Source organism: Bacillus cereus group sp. BfR-BA-01347 (assembly GCF_022663835.1).
In the GTDB taxonomy this organism is placed as follows: domain Bacteria; phylum Bacillota; class Bacilli; order Bacillales; family Bacillaceae_G; genus Bacillus_A; species Bacillus_A thuringiensis_K.
Map to the genome: position 1 here is coordinate 149,756 of NZ_JAKUGG010000009.1, position 20,300 is coordinate 170,055.

The window sequence follows — 20,300 nt, forward strand, 5'->3', positions numbered from 1 at the left end:
TTTAGGAGAGTTAGAGAGATGTTGTCACTTGACTCATATTGATTTTACGATAAAAAGAAAGAATATTCAATTTTATTATATATTTCTCAATATATTTCTTTTATTTTTATATTATAATTAATTCTTTTTATTGATGTATATCTTTCTGTGGTGAATCCTTTTAATAAGGATTCCTTTTTTAGTGCCTCATATATTAATAATGAGCCACTAGAGTTTAAGATAGTTTATACAACAACTATTGAAATTGCTTGATTATAAGGGAATTGTTGATTTCTATTGCTGGGGATCAGCCCTGAAAATTTATCTACAGTAATAATGATTACAGGTATTCTAACTCCGTTGATTAGAAAATTTGTTATTACTTTTGTGTCTCTATTAATTTTTTATAAAAAGTTTTCTTGTGTATACATTTATATTCTCTTACTCTTTTTAAACATTTTAATCTTTTTAAGTTTCTCTTATAGATGTAAAAGGTTTGGTGTAATTATAATGTTTTTAAATATAGTAGATTTTAAAGATGTTATAAGTGGGGTTCTTATAAAAAAAAGCCCTCACAATGAAGTGAAGACCTTTATTCATTTAATATCCGTCAGTATGGCTATGAGTGTATTGTGCGATTTTTTGCTCGTTCAATTAAGACCTTAACCACCATGATTTCCGTGTGCATATTGAATAACATCAATAGCTTTATGTGTTTCTGTAGGGGATTGGGCACCAAACATTAAAGTAAAAATAGTAATTACACCAACTAAACCGAGAATTGTCTTTTTCATTTTAATGCCTCCTTCTCAATAACTTTTTTTCCTGCTTGAGAACATGAATAGAAATAATGACTTGCTTTAATATGGTTATGCTCTTTATAAAATGCAATAGCAAGATATTCTTCGTATTCCTTAATGAATTCAAAAAGTTCTTGCTCTTTAAAATATGATACGCCTTTTAACACTGTCCTTTCAAGTGCTTCGGCAGGAAAACCTCCATTCATTGCATCTAATATTTTAAAATGGTGAAGATACTCTATATTTTCAATCTCTTGACAAACGGAATATCCTTTTGCTATGAGATCTTTAGCAACGGAGTGATTTCCTTCCTTCATGTGTTCCCTTGCCTCAATAAAAAGCGCTTTATAATTGTTAGGCATTTTTTGATTTACTTCTGAAAGATATCTAATAGCTAATGGCGAAAGGTTTTGAGTTGCATACATTAATCCTAAATTTTGACGCACCATTAAAATAAATTGCTCTTCGTCTATTTTTTGAAACATATCCATTGCTTTTGTAAAATATTCTTCAGCGAGCTCCCATTCTCTCAAATGAGTACAAGCTAAGCCTATAAGATTATCACAGAATGCTACATTGATCTCATACCCAGCATGTTGAGCAAAGATTTCTCTTGCCTCTGATACTTTTTTATAAGATAAGAGTCCTTGATATATGTCATAATGGAAAGCTCCAACTTTATAATAAAATTCTGCTTTTTCCAATTCATCAGGAATGCAGTCTAAAAGTTTTTCTGCTTTTTCATAACTCTCCTTTGCGATTTGATATTCGCCAATAGTAGAGGCATGAATCCCTTTGAAAAAGTGATAATAATAAGCTAAGAAATTATCTGTAGGCATATCAAAAGCCTCAACTTTGTCAAAACTGCTTTTTGAAACGCTTAAATTATCAATTACAAATTGGTATCTAAAATCTAGTAGTGAGTAGTAGAGTAATAAATCTTGATCCTCTTCAATATTATGCATCTTAGAATCAATTATTTCTTTTAATTGATGTGCATTACCTATACGTCTTGAGCGGATTTCAACATACCAATCGCTTAATAGCTTTGTAATTTCATTATCCCCCTTAGCTGAAACCATCATTATATATTCCCCCATCCTATAAAAGTCTACTAATGTTATATATTACCATTGTAGCAAAGTATCCAGTTCGTTTAATTGTATTATATTTATTCTTCAATAAAATTCAGAAAAATAAATTAATTGTTATGACCCAATTATATTTTATCATTTTAGCCAAGAAGACTCCTTCCTCCAGGAGCGTGAAGGGTCACAGCCCAGTGAGTAGGTGGGAGATGAATTGGCTTCGAACAAGGGATGGCAGGAAGCCACCTTAATTGTTCGACTTACAGAAAGTTTTACTCCACTACCTATCGAATGTATGTTTGATATATAATAGTCATATACCGAAATGGGGGTGAATCAAATGATAATTAATAAAGCCTATAAGTTTCGTATCTATCCAAATCAAGCACAAGCAATTCTAATTAACAAAACGATAGGTTGTTCTCGCTTTGTATTCAATCATTTCCTATCCCTATGGGATCAAGCATATAAAGAGACTGGAAAAGGTTTAACATATGGTACATGCTCTGCCAAACTTCCTGCCATGAAGAAAGAGTTTGTTTGGCTCAAAGAAGTGGATAGTATTGCGATTCAGTCGTCTGTTCGCAACCTTGCGGATGCTTATACGCGCTTTTTCAAAAAACAAAACAGCGCACCGCGCTTTAAATCTAAGAAGAACAACGTACAATCTTATACCACAAAACAAACAAATGAAAATATTGCCGTTGTAGGGAACAAAATAAAGTTGCCCAAACTAGGCCTTGTTCGATTTGCCAAAAGTCGTGAAGTAGAGGGACGTATTGTAAATGCGACTGTTAGACGAAACCCTTCTGGTAGATATTTTGTGTCACTATTAGTTGAAACAGAAGTACAAGAACTTCCGAAAACACATTCTTACATTGGGATAGATGTAGGACTAAAAGATTTCGCCATTTTGTCAGATGGAACACCCTATGAAAACCCGAAGTTTTTCCGATCATTAGAAGATAAGTTGGCGAAAGCACAGCGTGTTCTTTCTAGAAGAATGAAAGGATCTTCTCGCTGGAATAAACAACGAGTAAAAGTAGCTAGAATTCATGAATACATATCAAATGCTAGAAAAGATTACTTAGACAAAATCTCAACTGACATCATCAAAAACCACGATGTGATCGGTATAGAGGATTTGCAAGTATCGAATATGTTAAAGAATCATAAGTTAGCAAAAGCAATTAGTGAGGTATCTTGGTCGCAATTTCGATCCATGTTAGAATACAAAGCAAAATGGTATGGCAAACAAGTCATTGTCGTATCGAAAACATTTGCTTCCAGCCAATTATGTTCTTGTTGTGGATATCAAAATAAAGGCGTTAAAAATCTAAACCTACGTGAATGGGACTGTCCTTCTTGTCGTACACACCATGATAGGGATATTAACGCAAGTATCAATCTAAAGCATGAAGCGATAAGGCTTCTAACCGCAAGGACTGCGGGGTTAGCCTAATCAATTAGAGTTCGATAGAACTCTTTACTTAGGAATCCCTCACTTCTAAACGAAGTGAAAGTGGGGGTAGTTCAATCATGGTTTTCTCATTAACAATTCACGCAAACGTGATGTGATTGAAGTGAGTCGGAAAATATCATGTTTGCATGAAAGGGGAATGAATAAATATGAAAGCCTATCTCTACTATAGTGGCAGCTTATTGAAGTTTTAGGTTTATAATTAATAGACAGTTTTAGTTAAGGAAATTTAAAATCCCTGTCTTTAAAGACAGGGATTAAAAAAAGGGATGACAGTTAACAACTGAAGGTACCATTATATTACCATTATTGGAATTTTCATTCCATGTTTTTGTGTTGAGAAATAAATAATATATGATGTAAAAGGTGAGATGAGTAGAGGGTTCTTATAGGTTTAGCAATATGAGAAAGTAAATATTTCAATTAAATTTTTCTTGAAACGAGGAGTGGAAGTATTGTTTTTGCTTAGAAAGCATTATTCAAAGTTATGTAGAAATTATAATATGAATAAAAAGAGTCTAGTTAAAAAATTATAAGACACCAATTCATTGGAACGGTAAAAAACTGTTTTCGGAATAGGTGTCTTTTTGTATTGAGTAGAATGTATTTTCTCAACAGGAAAAATTGTAATTATCTATAAGTATTACTTATAAGGATAATAGGAAAGTAGAAATTAATAATAAAGGAGAATGCGAAATGTTAACAGTAATATCTAATAATGATCTAGCTAAAATCCGTGAAGAAGATGTAGATGTATTGAAGGTAATGGCGCATCCGGTTCGATTAAAAATCATAAGTGAATTAATACATCATAAAATGTGCAATGTTACACAGTTAACAGAAATATTAAAACTTCCACAATCCACTGTTTCACAACACTTAGCAAAGTTAAGAGGAATTGTACTCCGTGCAGAAAGAAAAGGACTAGAGATGCATTATTATATTGATAATACTAAAGCTCGTCAGATTGTAGAAATTTTAGGGCTATAGGTAAATTATAAGTAAAAGTTTCCTATTATAGGGGAAACTTTTTTCTATGTTGATCAAAGTATAATCATTTAAAGAAGGAAATTTGGAAAGGGTGAATTTCAGAATATTATATTGAAGTGTAAGTTTTTAATTCAAGCTATGGAACGTATAATTTTTAAGTAAGAAAGGATGGTAGTTGAAGAAAGTCCAATAACTGTCACAATTTCTTTGTAAGCTTAATAAATTATTATGTGATAATTTAATTATAAAGTTATTTGAATGTTATAAAGATAAATGAATAGTTGAGTATGAAGTTATGTATATTTAGCTTTCATTTACATTCATGCTCTTAATAAAGTGAAGAAATTAGTAAGGGGGACTATTAAAATGAACAAAAAATTCTTTAAGCAGTTAAAAAAAATGGCTACAAATAAAAAAGGATTAAGTGCCGCTGCAGTAGCAGTAGGAATTATGGGTACAACTTTAATTCCTCAAAATGCCTATGCACATGGGTTCGTTGAAAAGCCAGGTAGCCGTGCTGCTTTATGCAGTCAAAATTATGGGGCGTTGAATTCAAATTGTGGAAATATAATGTATGAACCGCAAAGCTTAGAAGCACCTAAAGGATTCCCGCAAGGCGGGCCAGCTGATGGGAAAATTGCTTCAGCGGGAGGTCTATTTGGTGGAATTCTTGATCAACAAACAGCTGATCGATGGTTTAAGAATACTATTAAGGGCGGGGAGAATACATTCACTTGGAAATATACTGCTCCTCATTCAACAAGTCAGTGGCACTATTACATTACAAAAAAAGGATGGAATCCAAATAAACCTTTAACAAGAATGGATTTTGAACCAATAGGAACTGTAAAACACGATGGTTCTGCAGCATCTAATAATCTATCACATAAAATCAATGTACCAACTGATCGCAGTGGATATCATGTCATATTAGCAGTTTGGGATGTAGCTGATACTGTAAATGCTTTCTATAATGTGATCGATGTGAATCTAATAAATAATGAAAAAACAGATACAGAAGCGCCAACTCAGCCATCTGGAGTACAAGTCGTAAAAGCTACTTCAAATAGTGTAGAACTTAGTTGGAAGCCTGCAATCGATAATGTAGGGGTCAAAGAATATCAAGTATTACGTAATGGTCAATTAATTAATACTATAGTGGGTACAAGTGTAGTTGATAAAAAATTAAGCCCGAACACTGAGTATACGTATACAGTAAAAGCAGTAGACGCTGCAGGGAATATATCAAGGGAAAGTGAAGCATTAGTTGTTAAAACAACAGTGGAAAAACCAGATACAGAAGCACCAACTCAGCCTAAAGGATTACACAGCATGGGAACCACTACGAATAGTATCGACTTAATGTGGAGTCCGTCTGAAGATAACATAGATGTGAATCATTATATTGTCTACAGAGAAGTTGGGGGTGTTATGAAAGAATTAGGCACTGCTAATACAACTTCATTTATGGACAAAGATTTGCAAGCGAATACAATATATAAGTATGTAGTTTCTGCTGTTGATTCAGCTGGCAATGAATCAATGAAAAGTGATGCCTTAACAATTGCTACAAAAGGACAAGAAAACACTTATGAACAATGGGGTGCGTATAAAGCGTATAAAAAAGGGGATAAAGTAGTTCATGAGGGTAAGGTTTACGAGGCAGTTCAAAGTTATCAAGGGAATGGAGATCCAAACTGGATTTTTGCTTTGTCATTATGGAATGAAGTAAATAAATAATTTAAACAGTTGCTCATTTTAACGAATTTACCGAAAGAATTCGCCTTCCTTAACCGTGTGAAGAGCGATAATAAAGCGGTAGGTGCATTTCAGTTTGGTATAGCCAAAAGCTTATGATTATTGGTGGAAGAACACAAATCTTTCCAAAGTGAGTCTAGTATAATTAATTTCTAAACTCACATCTTTTTATGAAAATAAAGATGTGAATTCTGTTTATTCTCATTTGCTTTGTATGAATTGTAATGTATACTAAAAGTAGGTGCAAAAATGCACTATTTGAAAAAGAGTGCAAGGCAAAAAGGAATCCGAAAAGGATTCCTTTTTTGTTTTTCAGCAAATAAAGCAACTTTCTAATTAACTCTTTCTTTTTATAAACTTAAAATGTATTTTTGAAAAATTGCCATATTCCTGTAACAAAACAAAGGTAAGTTATGTGTGTAAAATATAAAGAGAAAGAAGGAAAAGTTGTGAAAAAAATTTTGCCAATTGTTGCGTTATTAGGCATGATGAGTTTTGGAGTACAGGAAATGAATGTAAGAGCTGATACTTATCATAAGAGCAATTCAAAAATTAGTTTTTGGGATTCGAAAAGAAAGGGTACTAATTTCATGAATAGTACGTCATTACCTGAAAACTATAAAAGTGCAAAAGAAGCTAATATTGAATATGTTCGTTTAGCACCTGATAAATGGGCGAAAGATAAAGATTTTCTATTTGAAGATAAACCAGATACTTCTGGAAAGGATTTTCTGATAGGTAATTCAGATAACTATCAGGGATTAGTAAAGGAAGATCTAGAAAAATTAAAGGCGGATTTAGATGCCGCACAATCACAAGGAATGAAAGTCGTTGTTACAATGTTATCTTTACCTGGTGATCGATGGCGCCAATTTAATAATAATAAGAATGACGACAGAATATGGGAAGAAGAGAAGTATCAAGAACAAGCAAGTCAATTTTGGAAGGACCTCGCTCTGGAACTAAAAGATCACCCCGCGGTGGTTGGTTATAATATTATAAATGAACCACATCCAGAAACAGCTAAAAATAATAGATATAATGATTTTTGGACGGAAGATTACGAGAAATGGTATGCAAAAGTGGAGGGAACGACAGCGGATTTAAACAGATTTTATCAAAAGGTGATCAATTCCATTCGTGAAGTAGACCAAGAAACACCAGTTATTTTAGATTCAGGTTTATATGCTACTCCATGGGCCTTTAAATACTTAAAGCCAGTAAAGGATAAAAAAACGCTTTACGCATTTCATATGTATGAACCATATGAATTAACGAGTCAAGGTGAAAAGAAAAATAAAGAATATCAATATCCAGGATTAGTAAAAGTAGGAGACTTAGAGAAACCTGTAATGTGGAATAAGCAGGGATTAGAGAAGTTTTTGAAGCCAATCCAACAATGGTCTAAGAAAAATCATGTACCACCTAATCGAATTATTGCAGAGGAGTTTGGAATTAACCGTACTGTTCCAGGTGCTACCCAATACATGCAAGATCTTATTTCTATCTTTAACCAAAAAGGATGGCATAAATCATTCTATGCATTCCGTGAAGACACATGGACAGGGATGAATTATGAATTGGGAACAGGAAAAATAAAATGGGATGAAGAGGGTAAACCGATGCCTCAAGATAATTCACTCTGGGATGTAATAAAAAAAGATTTACAAACGCGTAAATAGTTTAGAATATTAGGCTTAAGGACTAAATGTAAGCATCTAATTCAAATAGAATTAGATGCTTTTTATTTCGAAAAAAGGTGGAGTTGAATTAAAGATTCCATCTTTTCTTTTGCATAAAGAGTACCAATCAGGTTTATTTACAACGAAAAATAAGCTTTTTAGAGAATAGCTTAGAAAAAAAATTGTGGAGGTTCAAACAAATGTGGTCGCAATTGTCTAAAACTTTAAAGCGAAAAAAGTTTTATGAATTTTTTGTGAGATTCCAATCCTTGAATGTTGTAATTTATTTACTTATTTCTGCAATTGGATATATTTCTCTAATTGGATGTAAGTTTAGAATACAGAATTAAAACATAATAGGCTGTTATCGGTGAGTTTGTCGTAAAGTTGTTATTTAATGTGTCATCAAATAACATTTATATACAATAATAAATAAAGGAGATACTTATGAAAAAATATAGAGTAATAGACACAACTTAAATAGTATGAATAGTTTAGATTGTAAAAACATGAAGAAGAAAAAAATCCTTAAGAGTACTAAGGAATAATGAGGGAGAAAATATGGGGAATAATTCAAAACATAAAACTAGAAAAATACTTGCAGCTACTGCTACAGTAACTATGCTTGCCACTGGAATGATTTCTTCATCAGATGTCTTTGCGGAGCAAAAGGAGCAGCAAAAAAATTTATCGACATCACTGCAAAGTGAAAAATCAGTTAAATCAGAAAATAGAATATTTATAGTCCCAGGAAAAGGGGATGTTGAGGTACTGAAACAACAGGAAAGAAAAAGTATGGCATTTAGTCCATATGAACCAACTGGTTTATATGCAAAGCCAAATGAACAAATAACGATTAATGTAGAAGGTAATCAAGATATTCAGGTATATATTGGAACGTATTCGTATGATGCTTCTTGGAGAGAAGATTCTAAGATAAAATCATTTACATTAAAACCTGGTGTAAACACAATCCAATCTCCAAATGGGGGGCTGATTTATTTTTATAATAAACAGCAAGGTGGTAGCATTCGAACAACAATTACAACAGGTGGAACGACTACGCCTTTCTTTGAACTAGGAAAGCATACGAAACAAGATTTAATAAACATGCTGGACCAGTATCCTAATGCACATGCAGTAGAGTTAAAAGGAGAACGTGTATTAATTACGGCTAGCCCTGCACGTGTTAAGAAATATTTGTTGGGTTCTAATACAGATCCTGTACAACTCTTAAAAAAGATGGATGAAGCTACTCGAATTCAAGACAAAGTAGCTGGATTATCCGAAGAACAAGTAGATAAACATTATGTTCATTACGTAGAAGAAAATCATTCTCCTGATTATTATATGTATGCAACTTCTTATCGAACCGCATATGTAGGAGATGCAATCCAATACGTGTTAGATATTAATAAATTTATAACAGATGGCTGGGGCCCTTGGCATGAGGCAGGACATTTGAGACAACAATCGCCCTGGAAGTTTTATAATATGACAGAAGTACAAAATAATATATACAGCCTTTCTGTAGAAAAAGCATTTAATCAACCATCCAACTTAGAGAAAAGTGGAATTTATCCAAAAGCATTTCAATATCTAGAGCAAGTGAATAAAAATTATGATGAAATTAGCGATGTTTTTGTAAAGCTTGTTATGCTTTGGCAACTACAGTTAGCGTATGGAGAGGATTTCTATCCTAAATTACATCAATTGTATAGAGACATGCCTTCAAGTGAACTTCCACAAACTGATGAAAATAAAAAACAACTATTTATGATTTCAGCATCAAAAGTAGCCAAACAAAATTTAATTCCTTTCTTTGAGAAGTGGGGATTACGTCCAAATAACGATACAATTCAAAAAGTAGCTGCATTAGGATATCCGATTTTAACAGCAGAGATTTGGAAGGGTACGGATTCTAATCCAATTAAACCAGATATGCCTAATGTAAATAATATTTTAGAAGGAAACCAGTTTGCATGGTCACTAAAAGGAATTAGTGATTTCGAGTTTGCAAAAATCAATTTCAATAAATCAACAGAAGAAATGCAAATTGATTTAAAAGCAGGCGTACCACATCATTATTTTAATGAAACATATGCGAGTATTAAAGTACAAAATGCATCAGGTAAAGTAATGTACAATAAAGACATTTATGGGAACAAACAACAAAATGCTGAATCACAAAAGGTTCCAGTCAAAGTAGGAGATTATATTGAGCTGACACATTTAGAAGGTGAGCATAGAGCTACTTTAACAAATGTAGGCAACAGTAAACAAGAAAGCTTTGGAAAAAAAGTAATATACCAAGTTACAAAGGAAGGTCTGAAGAAAGTTGAAAAAATGCCAGAAGCAACAATTTTAGATGGAAATCAATTTGCATGGTCACTAAAAGGAATTAGTGATTTCGAGTTTGCAAAAATCAATTTCAATAAAACGACAGAAGAAATGCAAATTGATTTAAAGGCAGGCGTACCACATCATTATTTTAATGAAACATATGCGAGTATTAAAGTGCAAAATGCATCAGGTAAAGTAGTATACAATAAAGACATTTATGGGAACAAACAACAAAATGCTGAATCACAAAAGGTTCCAGTCAAAGTAGGAGATTATATTGAGCTGACACATTTAGAAGGTGAGCATAGAGCTACTTTAACAAATGTAGGCAACAGTAAACAGGAAAGCTTTGGAAAAGAAGCAATGTATGAAGTCACAAAAGAAGGCTTGAAGAAAGTAGAAAAAATGCCAGAAACAACAGTTTTAGATGGAAATCATTTTGGTTGGTCTTTAAAAGGATATAGTGATAGAGAAATCGCAAAAGTAGATTATAATAGGACAACAGAGAAAATGCAGGTGAATTTAGAAGCAGGCGTACCACATTCTTACTTTAATAATACGTATGCAAGTATTACAGTAAAGAATTCAACCGGTAGTGTTGTATACAATAAGGATATAGTGGGAAATAGTCAACAAACTGCTGAAAGTCAAACCGTTCCGGTAAAAGTGGGAGATTACATTGAGTTTACCCATATAGAAGGGGAAGCAGTAAAGGAAAAGACACGCGCTACACTTATTAACTTTGAGAATAATAAACAAGAATATATAGGCAAAAAAAGAATCTATCAAGTTACTTCAACGGGATTAAACAAAATAGATTAATATGAAGAACATTCTAATTATTAGTTAGATGCAAATAGTCGTTCATTATGAACGGCTATTTGGCTTTTATTTAATAATACGCTCTCTTTTTTATATACTCTCGTTGTCATCAAATGCTACATTTTTTTATAAATATGTTTTTGAATTAATAAATGTTTAAGTGCAATAGATTTGAGAAAAAAGAAACAGAATAGTAGGGTATTTGTTGATAAATCTTCTCAAATATTACAATGTTTTACATATTTGGTATGATGTATATGAGTTTTATGTATATTAAGGGAGGAATGGGAATGAAAAGGTTTATAACACGTGCAAGAGGTAATACAGTCTCAAAAAATTTAGTTTTAATGGTGTTGTCGATGGTTTTAATGATATTTATGATTACACCATCCAATGATGTATCTGCAGCCAACCTATCAAAAGCAGCTACATTAAAAGGCGTGAATTTATTTAATGGAAGTTGGACAGTTGCTATACAGGCAGCAAATTTACAATATGTTTCTGCTGAGCCTTTGGGAAATGTAACAGCAAATCGTAATGCAGTTAATGAATGGGAGAAATTCGAATTAATTCCGACTGGAGAATTATATACGTACGCTTTAAAAGCCAAAAGTAATGGGAAGTATGTTTCGTTTGAGCCAAATGGTAGAGTAGTAGCAGATCGTACATCAATTGGGGCATGGGAAAAGTTTATCTTATATAATGGTGGAGACAATAGGATATATGTATTACAAGCACTCAGTAATGGCAGGTATATATCAGCAAATGGTGGTAGAGAATTAACAGCTACTAGTTATGTAGCTGGAAGCTGGGAACGATTTGTTATTGTATACTTCTAAACTTTAAAGTGTTATGCCTAATACAATAAAGTGTTAAGTATTTAATACAAGTGTATATTAATGTGTAAAGGGCTGCAGGTAATTAGCAGTCCTTTTTGTATGGACTTACTGAGGTTATAATGAGAAGAAAAAGAACCCTATAGGGTTCTTTTTCAAGGCATATTAACAGTAAGGAGAATCATGAAATGCTACTTCAAATCTTTATTAGGGGAAAGATTTTGAAAAAGCTTAACATACATCCATTTTTACATATATGTAATATATAGTAAATTGATAATATTTATACTTACAATTACTAATATTCAATTAACATGGTTAACACTATTTATATGATGTTAAATGGCACTTAGTACAGTATACATTTAGAAATCTAATAGTAGATTTCATTTGTTAAAAAAGGTAATAAATATATTATTTCAAATTAAACTATAGGCATATCGAAATAGGTGAAAAGGCTTGAGTACCGTGATTAAATTGCCTTTAAAGATGAGGTTTAGATTAGAGGGCTAATTGGATCTTACTGAAAAGGAAAAATGTTTTTTAGATGAAAAGAAGAAAAGACACCTTTTGGGTGTCTTTTCTTTAGGCAAACAGTTCACATATTGCTGAATTAGATATGAAACCAAAATTCGACTATGAAGTAAATTTTAACATAATCTGAACAGAAAAAAATATGTAATAATCCATTTTTAGTTTTTAATTATTTTATGAAATATAGAGCAGCAACGTAAATAAAAAGGGCATGCAGTCGTATCTGCAGCCCTTATTAGGAGGAATTCAAGACACCATTAGGACACGTATTGGTAAACAGGTTCAAAAATAGTATATGTGAAAAGAAAAAGTCCTATACCAACAGTAGACAGGATCTTATCTTTTTTACATTTTCAAAAATGAAATTCCGTTCTTTTTGAAATCAGTACAGCCCACACTTGGTTCGTAATGAATTTAGAAAAAGTATACTTGAACTCCCACCACTTTCACTTCGTTTAGAAGTGAGGGATTCCTAAGTAAAGAGTTCTATCGAACTCTAATTGATTAGGCTAACCCCGCAGTCCTTGCGGTTAGAAGCCTTATCGCTTCATGCTTTAGATTGATACTTGCGTTAATATCCCTATCATGGTGTGTACGACAAGAAGGACAGTCCCATTCACGTAGGTTTAGATTTTTAACGCCTTTATTTTGATATCCACAACAAGAACATAATTGGCTGGAAGCAAATGTTTTCGATACGACAATGACTTGTTTGCCATACCATTTTGCTTTGTATTCTAACATGGATCGAAATTGCGACCAAGATACCTTACTAATTGCTTTTGCTAACTTATGATTCTTTAACATATTCGATACTTGCAAATCCTCTATACCGATCACATCGTGGTTTTTGATGATTTCAGTTGAAATTTTGTCCAAGTAATCTTTTCTAGTATTTGATATGTATTCATGAATTCTAGCTACCTTTACTCGTTGTTTATTCCAGCGAGAGGATCCTTTCATTCTTCTAGAAAGCACACGCTGTGCTTTCGTCAACTTATCTTCTAATGATCGAAAAAACTTCGGATTTTCATAGTGTGTTCCATCTGACAAAATAGCGAAATCTTTTAGTCCTACATCTATTCCAATGTAAGAACTTGTTTTCGGAAGTTCTTGTACTTCAGTTTCAACTAACAATGACACAAAGTATCTGCCAGAAGGGTTACGTCTAACCGTAGCATTTACAATACGCCCCTCTACTTCGCGACTTTTGGCAAATCGAACAAGGCCTAGTTTTGGCAACTTTATTTTGTTCCCTACAACGGTGATGTTTTCATTTGTTTGTTTTGTGGTATAAGATTGTACGTTGTTCTTCTTAGATTTAAAGCGCGGTGCGCTGTTTTGTTTTTTGAAAAAGCGTGTATACGCATCCGCAAGGTTGCGAACAGACGACTGCATCGCAATACTATCCACTTCTTTTAGCCAAACAAGCTCTTTCTTCATGGCAGGTAGTTTGGCAGAGCATGTACCATAGGTCAAGCCTTTTCCTGTCTCTTTGTATGCTTGATCCCATAAGGATAGGAAATGATTGAATACAAAGCGAGAACATCCAATCGTTTTGTTGATTAGAATTGCTTGTGCCTGATTTGGATAGATACGAAACTTATAGGCTTTATTGATCATTATTTGATTCACCTCCATTTCGGTATATGACTATTATACACCGAACGTACATTCGATAGGTAGTGGAGTAACACTTTCTGTATGTCGAACAATTAAGATGGCCTCCTGCCATCCCTTGTTTGAAGCCAATTCATCTCCCACCTACTCACTGGGCTGTGCCCCTACACGCTCCTTGAGGAAGGAGTCTTCTTGGCTAAAATGATAAAAATGGCAGACAACTATTTTGTTGCCTGCCGGTGCTAGTGGGTTGAATGAGTTAGTCAATTCAATAAATTGTGCTATCCCATTACCAGAAGAGTGAAGCCGCTAGTTCAAACGGCTTAGACATAGTTTGCCTAATAAAGAAAAAATTATGAGTCGAGATTTTGTTTGCTCTATATGAAAAGATAAATAGATATTCATCAGACAAGGATAATTTAGCATATCTTGAATAGGGTGTAGGAACTAATTAAGGAAAAGGAATTTTGTTTAGGAAGGGACTGACTCAGGAGTGGGACTTTCGGACAGGGTTTGGGGAGCGATGATTGCCTTTGGCATTGCGACTAATATCGTTGCTTGTATGATGGCAGTATACATTCAAAAATATGAGCTAATGATAAATCATCTTACAAATATTTTATTTTTAATAATTATCTCTTTAACGTTTATTAAGATGAAAATTAACAAATGGGTGGCTTTAGGATTTACATTTGTTGTAATAGAGAAAGGTATTAAGGCGGGATATGACTTCTACACACATGATTATTATGGTGTCAGTTGGAGTTTAGCTATCATTGTCTATTGCATATACGAGATGGAAAAGTATCATATTGAAATAAATGAATAGCCTCAACAATAAGGTGTTAGTAGGCGTGATTCTTTAAAAATACTATAAAAAAGACACTACAAGAGTGTCTTTTTTTTGAAAATACTCTATAATTAACTTTGGGGAAGGTAATGTTAGAGTATTCGTTTAGCATTATCTTTATATTTGATAAACCATGAAATCGAAAGATTTTGTGGTTTATTTTATGAACAATAGACATTACAGTATTGGCAGTGAGCTATTGATCATTATAAGCATTAAGAGAGAAGGGATTAAAAGTCTAACATCGAATAACGGTTCCGGAATATAGTGTTGCGAAATGATCTCCCATATCCCAAACGGTACTTGCCTGTATATAGCCCTTAAAGCCTTCTGAAGAATAATAAATCTCTTTTGGTATACTTTCTTTAGTTTGGAAATGTGCTTTAGAGTACTTTACATAATGATTTTTAATAACTTTTGATTCGGGAACAATAGTGTTTTTTTGTTCCAATGCTGGCCTAGCACTAGAAGGTGGTATGAATTTTACATTGTCTTGGTAATTAGGATCTAAGGTGTCAGCTTGTACACTGTGCGACGAAACAAAGGTACTTAAACTACTTCCCGCGATTAAAGTTGCAAATGCTAACTTTGAGAATTTTGTTAATCTACTCATTCTATAATCTCCTTTTTATTATTTTGTAAGGTATCTCCTTACACCTCACAGTCTATATCCACTACAAAAGGGTGTACATACATATTGATAGACAAAATTCTACAAAATACCCCATGTTTTAGGGGTTGTGTATAATAATCCAATGTTTAATAATTTATCAGAAGTAAAAAAATAGGTGTTATATAAAAGAAAATGAATAATTTATGCAGGGAATGTATATATAATTATTGTTTAAATATTCTAAAATGAGTTGATAAAGATGTGGAATTGTTTTTTAGAAAATAATTGATTGTTGTCGAATGTACTTATAATTTAACGTATTTCCCGAAAGAATTCTCCTTCCTCAAGCGTGTGAAGAACATAGCACGACGATAGGTGAGAGATGAATTTTGGTTTGGTGGAGCCAAAAGGCTTTGCTTTTTATTTTTCCAATGTTGATATGTATTTATTGTAGCTAGGTACATAGAGCTAAAAATAAGATATTCTTGTGAACTCAAAAAGCCAAAATTCCTTAACTTAGGAATTTTGGCTTTGACGTTATATCATGGAATTGCAATTGGAATGGCATCTGGCATATCTACTGCACCAGAGTTATAATTTCTTCAGCTCTTTAAATTAGAAACTGGTACTTGATTTGCGTAGTTAAATTATTGCCTTTTAAAAGAACGGAAAGAGTTTTTTCGAGTTAGCACCTTTTACATGATAAATATTGAAGAGGAAAAAAACCACTTAGAAAGACTTTTGAGCAGAAAAATAGACTAGTCTATTTTAATTTCTAATGGTCCCAGTATCTTTTATTTTGACGTGCGTCTTTACATTTATTTTAGCCTCTGCTAACGCTTGCAACCAATCTCCTTTTACTTTTTTCCATTCTTTATATTGAAAAGCTCTTGCATATAGGGATAATCCGATTGGATCAATTTTATTCTGCTGTATTTCATTTAATATATTTTGTAAATTATTATTAATTTCTTTTTGAATAGCACTTTTTAAATGATATATATTTTTTTTATTATCATAGTACCCCTTAATTAAATTCGGATTGGTTTTTTCTATTAAAGCTACATTAGCATATATATCGAGATTAAATACAAACTTTCCGTTTTGAAAAGTAACATCTACTTTCCTTGTCGCGTTCTGTACGAAGATAGAAGTATTTGTTTTTTTGTTGGAATTTTTAGGAGGCAGTGCAAGGTGTAGTATCATTCGCCCGTTACTTTTTGACTTATTTAAAAGATTGAAAAATTTAACATCTTTTTTAGGGATATAAGTTAAATATTTCCCTTTTCGATTTAAAAATGCAATTCCTACTGTGTCGATTTCATTCTTTGTTTTTTTGATAATTGGAACAGTTTGCGTCATTCCATCTTCATTTTGTTCTCTCATTAATTGCTGAATTGTAGAAGAGACGGATTGGTTATTTTGAATTGAGGATTCGATTACACCATTTATATAAGATGATAGTGATGGTTTACTAGGCTTATAAATTTTAAAAATTTCTTCTGCAGGCCCATCTACAAGTACTACTTTAGCATTAATGGTAGCGTAAGGATCACGGTAAGAAGAATCAAGCTCCTGTAACCAATTTGCTTCTTGCGCTAATTTTTTCCCAATTAAAATGATTTCAGCTTTGGAAGCTGTCATAAAGCCTGTTAACTTCGTATCTATCTTACTGAATCCAGTATATACAGTTGATGCTTTTGTCCAATGTTCTATAGTACTTTTTTGCTGCTTATGATGAAAGAGTGGTATACTTGTGCCAACTTTTATGTCTCCATTAGCAGTTCTATCCAAGCCAATTAACAGGATTAATGAAACCTTCTCAAGAGGAATTCTTTGACTACAACCAATTATATATACACAACAAATTAAAACCCATATCCATTTTCGAATCAAAGTTGTTTCCTCCTAGTAACCCAAGTAAAAAGAATACTGTAAACGAAAAAAATAATTGGTAATAGAATAAAGAAAATGACATTTAAGATATCCATAAGAGAATATATAAACAAATATTGATCCACATCGGGATTTAGGAAAATAAATAGACCAACTATAAATAACATAAAAGCAAGTAGCGCCCAATTACGGACGTTTTTTTGAAGTGAAATGGTCACAGATTCAAAACTGAAAAATAAATACGGATATATTGTAGTGGAAAATACAATCAAGTAGTAAGCGATATATATAATTTCTAATCTTTCCATGAAAGAAAAACGAACCCCTTTTAACAGATGAAATACTGGCCAGATTACGTCTTTTATCCCCTCTGGACTAAAGTATATATAAGAAAGAATAGTCACATATAGATAGAAAAGCATAGTTCCAGTATTCGCTATTAGTAGCCCTTTTATGGCTTTTTGTTTTTTTTGTAAGAACGGGTATATATAATATGCAATTTCTAAGCCAGCATAAGGTGTAATGGTTTCTTTTGTTGCCTTTATAATAGGGGATAATCCATCTTTAAAAATAGGTAGTAGGTGTAAAGGGTTGTAGTTAGTCTTTAGTGAAAAAAGAAGAAATAGTGGCATCCAAGTAGTGAAGAAGAAAACAAGCATAGAATAACTAGTAAGAGCCCTTAACCCACTCAGAGCTAAAATAATAAAAGGTAATAGTAATAATATGGTGATTTGATAAGCAGGAGTGGAAGGGAATATCCAAACTTTTACAATATCAGTTGCCTTTAGTAAAGTATTAAAGCCAGCAAAAAATAGATAACAGGCATATAAAAGAAAAAGAATCGTCCCTAGCCATTTACCAAAGTATGTTTTTAAGATTTGCGAGAAATTTTTGTTGGGATTTTTTTGTAACATTAATATAATAAATACACCGATTATAGAAGTAACCATCCATCCAAGAATGATTGAAATCCAGCCATCTGTACCAGCAGTAGTAGCAAGTGGGCTTGGCATAATTAACATACCAGATGCAAGTTGCAGCGAATGGATGAAAATAATAAATTCGAATAAAGTTATATTTTTGAATTTAAGATTCCCCATGCGGACCACCTTCTTTTTTCTTTTCTTGTTTCGGCTGTCCAGTACTCGAGCGGGTGGTAATCATCGAAATAGGAAACCTTACAAAAGAATCTTTTAACTCTTGAAGCCGAAATGGCGCGATTGGCAATCCGTATGGTGAACCATAGGAAGTCAGTGAAACAAAATGAGCAAATAAGAGCATTAATCCACTAACAATACCTACAACCCCATAAAAGTATGCCAATAACATCATTGGAAAACGAATAAGGCGTATAGAACTTGATAAATCATAATTAGAAACAATAAATGATGCAATGGCTGTAATAGATACGATAATAACCATAACGTTACTCACAAGTCCAGCTTGAACAGCCGCCTGTCCAATTACAATCCCTCCAACAATACCAATAGTTTGTCCAATAGGTTGTGGTAAGCGAATACCAGCTTCACGTAGCATTTTCAGTGTAATTTCCATTATAAAAGCTTCCAATAAGGGAGAGAAGGGGACCTTAACTCTTGACGTTGCAATAGAAGTGTATAAATCTATAGGAATGATCTCAAAGTGAAAGGATACTATAGCAATATAAAATGCGGGTAAAAAAATAGCTATAATAAATCCTGCAAATCGTAATAAGCGAAAAAAAGATGCAATGAGCCAATGAATATTATAGTCATCTGGGGTTTGAAAAAATCCAATCAAATTCATAGGAACAACCATAGCACCAGGGGATCTATCCATTAACACTGCTACTTTCCCATCAAGTATATGGTTTGAAATGGCGTCTGGACGTTCGCTTAAATAAGCCTGTGGAAAAGGAGTCCAATTTTGATCTTTTGTATAATTAGATAGCTCTCCAATACTTAATACCGCATCTGTTTTGATTTTGCAGATTCTAGTTTCTATTTCTTGGACTACATCTGCGTTTGCTACATCACCTAAGTAAATTAAATAGACTAAAGAAGTGGCTCGTTCTCCAATCGTCAGCTTTTTGATTTTTAACTCTGTAGAAGGAATATATCGACGAATTAGGCCTATATTTTTTGTGACATTCTCAATAAAACCATCATGTGAGCCTTTAATAGTAACTTCTGAAATTGGTTCTTGAATGGCTCTCTCTGCCCAGCCTTTTGTATTTATTAGAAGTGACCGATTTTCTCCTTCCATAAACAGTACACATTGACCCTCAAGTAATCCTTCTTTAATTTCATTCCATGTATATACGATTTTTGTATGAGTAGCAATAATATTAGAATTAAAAATTTGACTGTCTTCATTTACTTCTTGTAATAATGGTGTAACAACATTGGCTTTTAATGCAACACCATCTGTAAGGCCTTCAAAATAATAAAGTAAAATATTCGTGTTTGTTTTTAATTGCAAAGGATGTTCAATCAAATCTTCACTAATATCAAAGATATTATCTAGTGTATTTTTAAGTTATTTTAGGTTATTTGTTTCGATCTTTTCAATGGTTTTATATGTCTTAGTTTCTAAGGTCTCTTCATTTAAGGACAAAATTGACACCTCTTTAATATATACCGATTAGTTGTAGTTATTATTTTTATATAATTGAATTTTATTCATTAATTTAATCGAATTGGATGTAAGAATTGATAAATTTGATGTGCTATATTATTAATTCAATAATTGAGAGGAAAAAAGTAGAGGTAATTTGTGTGAAAATCTAAGTTTCAAGATAGAATTAAAATTTCAATGATTATAACAAAAAAGAACCATTGATAGGCTCTTTTTCATAGTTGGTAAATATGTTATCAACAATAGATGGCGATTAAGGTAGTAATTTAGATGCCTTTAAGTTAATCATCTGAATTTTGTAGGAAGAATTCTTTTTCCATACCTTAATGCTCAATGAAAAAGGATATTTCATTTATTTGGGTGTTCTAGTGTATTTGAATCTTGCGCACTAAC

13 protein-coding genes and 1 pseudogene are annotated in these 20,300 nt (G+C 32.7%); 7 read left to right on the top strand and 7 right to left on the bottom strand.

What is annotated here, in order from left to right:
- Positions 1-641: 641 nt before the first annotated feature.
- Positions 642-773, bottom strand: a complete 132-nt coding sequence (locus MR143_RS15505; protein WP_000751016.1) for a hypothetical protein — start codon at positions 771-773, stop codon at positions 642-644.
- Positions 770-1,864, bottom strand: a complete 1,095-nt coding sequence (locus tag MR143_RS15510; protein WP_242280846.1) for a response regulator aspartate phosphatase — start codon at positions 1,862-1,864, stop codon at positions 770-772. Before MR143_RS15510 ends, MR143_RS15505 begins: the two co-directional genes overlap by 4 nt.
- A 343-nt stretch (positions 1,865-2,207) precedes the next feature.
- Between MR143_RS15510 and tnpB (MR143_RS15515) the strand changes: the two genes are divergently transcribed.
- From tnpB (MR143_RS15515) to MR143_RS15540, 6 genes are all read left to right on the top strand, one after another.
- Positions 2,208-3,329: an IS200/IS605 family element RNA-guided endonuclease TnpB gene (gene tnpB / locus MR143_RS15515; RefSeq protein WP_242280847.1), complete on the top strand. Its 1,122-nt coding sequence runs from the start codon at positions 2,208-2,210 to the stop codon at positions 3,327-3,329.
- Between the two features lie 714 nt (positions 3,330-4,043).
- Complete coding sequence (locus MR143_RS15520) at positions 4,044-4,337, top strand: ArsR/SmtB family transcription factor (protein WP_000958631.1); 294 nt, start codon at positions 4,044-4,046, stop codon at positions 4,335-4,337.
- 366 nt (positions 4,338-4,703) lie between these two features.
- Positions 4,704-6,077 (top strand): lytic polysaccharide monooxygenase, encoded by a 1,374-nt coding sequence (locus tag MR143_RS15525; protein WP_242280848.1) that lies wholly within the window; start codon positions 4,704-4,706, stop codon positions 6,075-6,077.
- A gap of 431 nt (positions 6,078-6,508) precedes the next feature.
- Complete coding sequence (locus tag MR143_RS15530) at positions 6,509-7,777, top strand: glycoside hydrolase family 5 protein (RefSeq protein WP_242280849.1); 1,269 nt, start codon at positions 6,509-6,511, stop codon at positions 7,775-7,777.
- Positions 7,778-8,338: 561 nt separating this feature from the next.
- Entirely contained in the window at positions 8,339-10,942 is a 2,604-nt protein-coding gene (locus MR143_RS15535) for a putative mucin/carbohydrate-binding domain-containing protein (RefSeq protein WP_242280850.1), read from the top strand.
- Between the two features lie 290 nt (positions 10,943-11,232).
- On the top strand, positions 11,233-11,781 hold the full coding sequence (locus tag MR143_RS15540; RefSeq protein WP_000819427.1) for a fascin domain-containing protein: 549 nt from the start codon (positions 11,233-11,235) through the stop codon (positions 11,779-11,781).
- 1,035 nt (positions 11,782-12,816) lie between these two features.
- Here MR143_RS15540 and tnpB (MR143_RS15545) read toward each other — a convergent pair.
- On the bottom strand, positions 12,817-13,935 hold the full coding sequence (tnpB, locus tag MR143_RS15545; protein WP_242280851.1) for an IS200/IS605 family element RNA-guided endonuclease TnpB: 1,119 nt from the start codon (positions 13,933-13,935) through the stop codon (positions 12,817-12,819).
- A gap of 490 nt (positions 13,936-14,425) precedes the next feature.
- Between tnpB (MR143_RS15545) and MR143_RS15550 the strand changes: the two genes are divergently transcribed.
- Positions 14,426-14,761, top strand: a complete 336-nt coding sequence (locus MR143_RS15550; protein WP_000524427.1) for a hypothetical protein — start codon at positions 14,426-14,428, stop codon at positions 14,759-14,761.
- 259 nt (positions 14,762-15,020) lie between these two features.
- On the opposite strand, the gene MR143_RS15555 is transcribed toward MR143_RS15550, so the two are convergent.
- The 4 genes and pseudogenes from MR143_RS15555 to MR143_RS15570 form a co-directional block, all read right to left on the bottom strand.
- Positions 15,021-15,395, bottom strand: coding sequence for a hypothetical protein (locus MR143_RS15555; protein ID WP_000088950.1), 375 nt, complete (start codon positions 15,393-15,395; stop codon positions 15,021-15,023).
- Between the two features lie 768 nt (positions 15,396-16,163).
- Positions 16,164-17,291 carry a Ger(x)C family spore germination protein gene (locus MR143_RS15560; protein WP_000619992.1) on the bottom strand — a complete coding sequence of 376 codons (1,128 nt, stop codon included), beginning with the start codon at positions 17,289-17,291 and terminating at the stop codon, positions 16,164-16,166.
- Entirely contained in the window at positions 17,288-18,391 is a 1,104-nt protein-coding gene (locus MR143_RS15565; RefSeq protein WP_000527365.1) for a GerAB/ArcD/ProY family transporter, read from the bottom strand. Before MR143_RS15565 ends, MR143_RS15560 begins: the two co-directional genes overlap by 4 nt.
- Positions 18,378-19,886: pseudogene (locus MR143_RS15570) on the bottom strand (spore germination protein). Before MR143_RS15570 ends, MR143_RS15565 begins: the two are co-directional and overlap by 14 nt.
- Positions 19,887-20,300 lie beyond the last annotated feature (414 nt).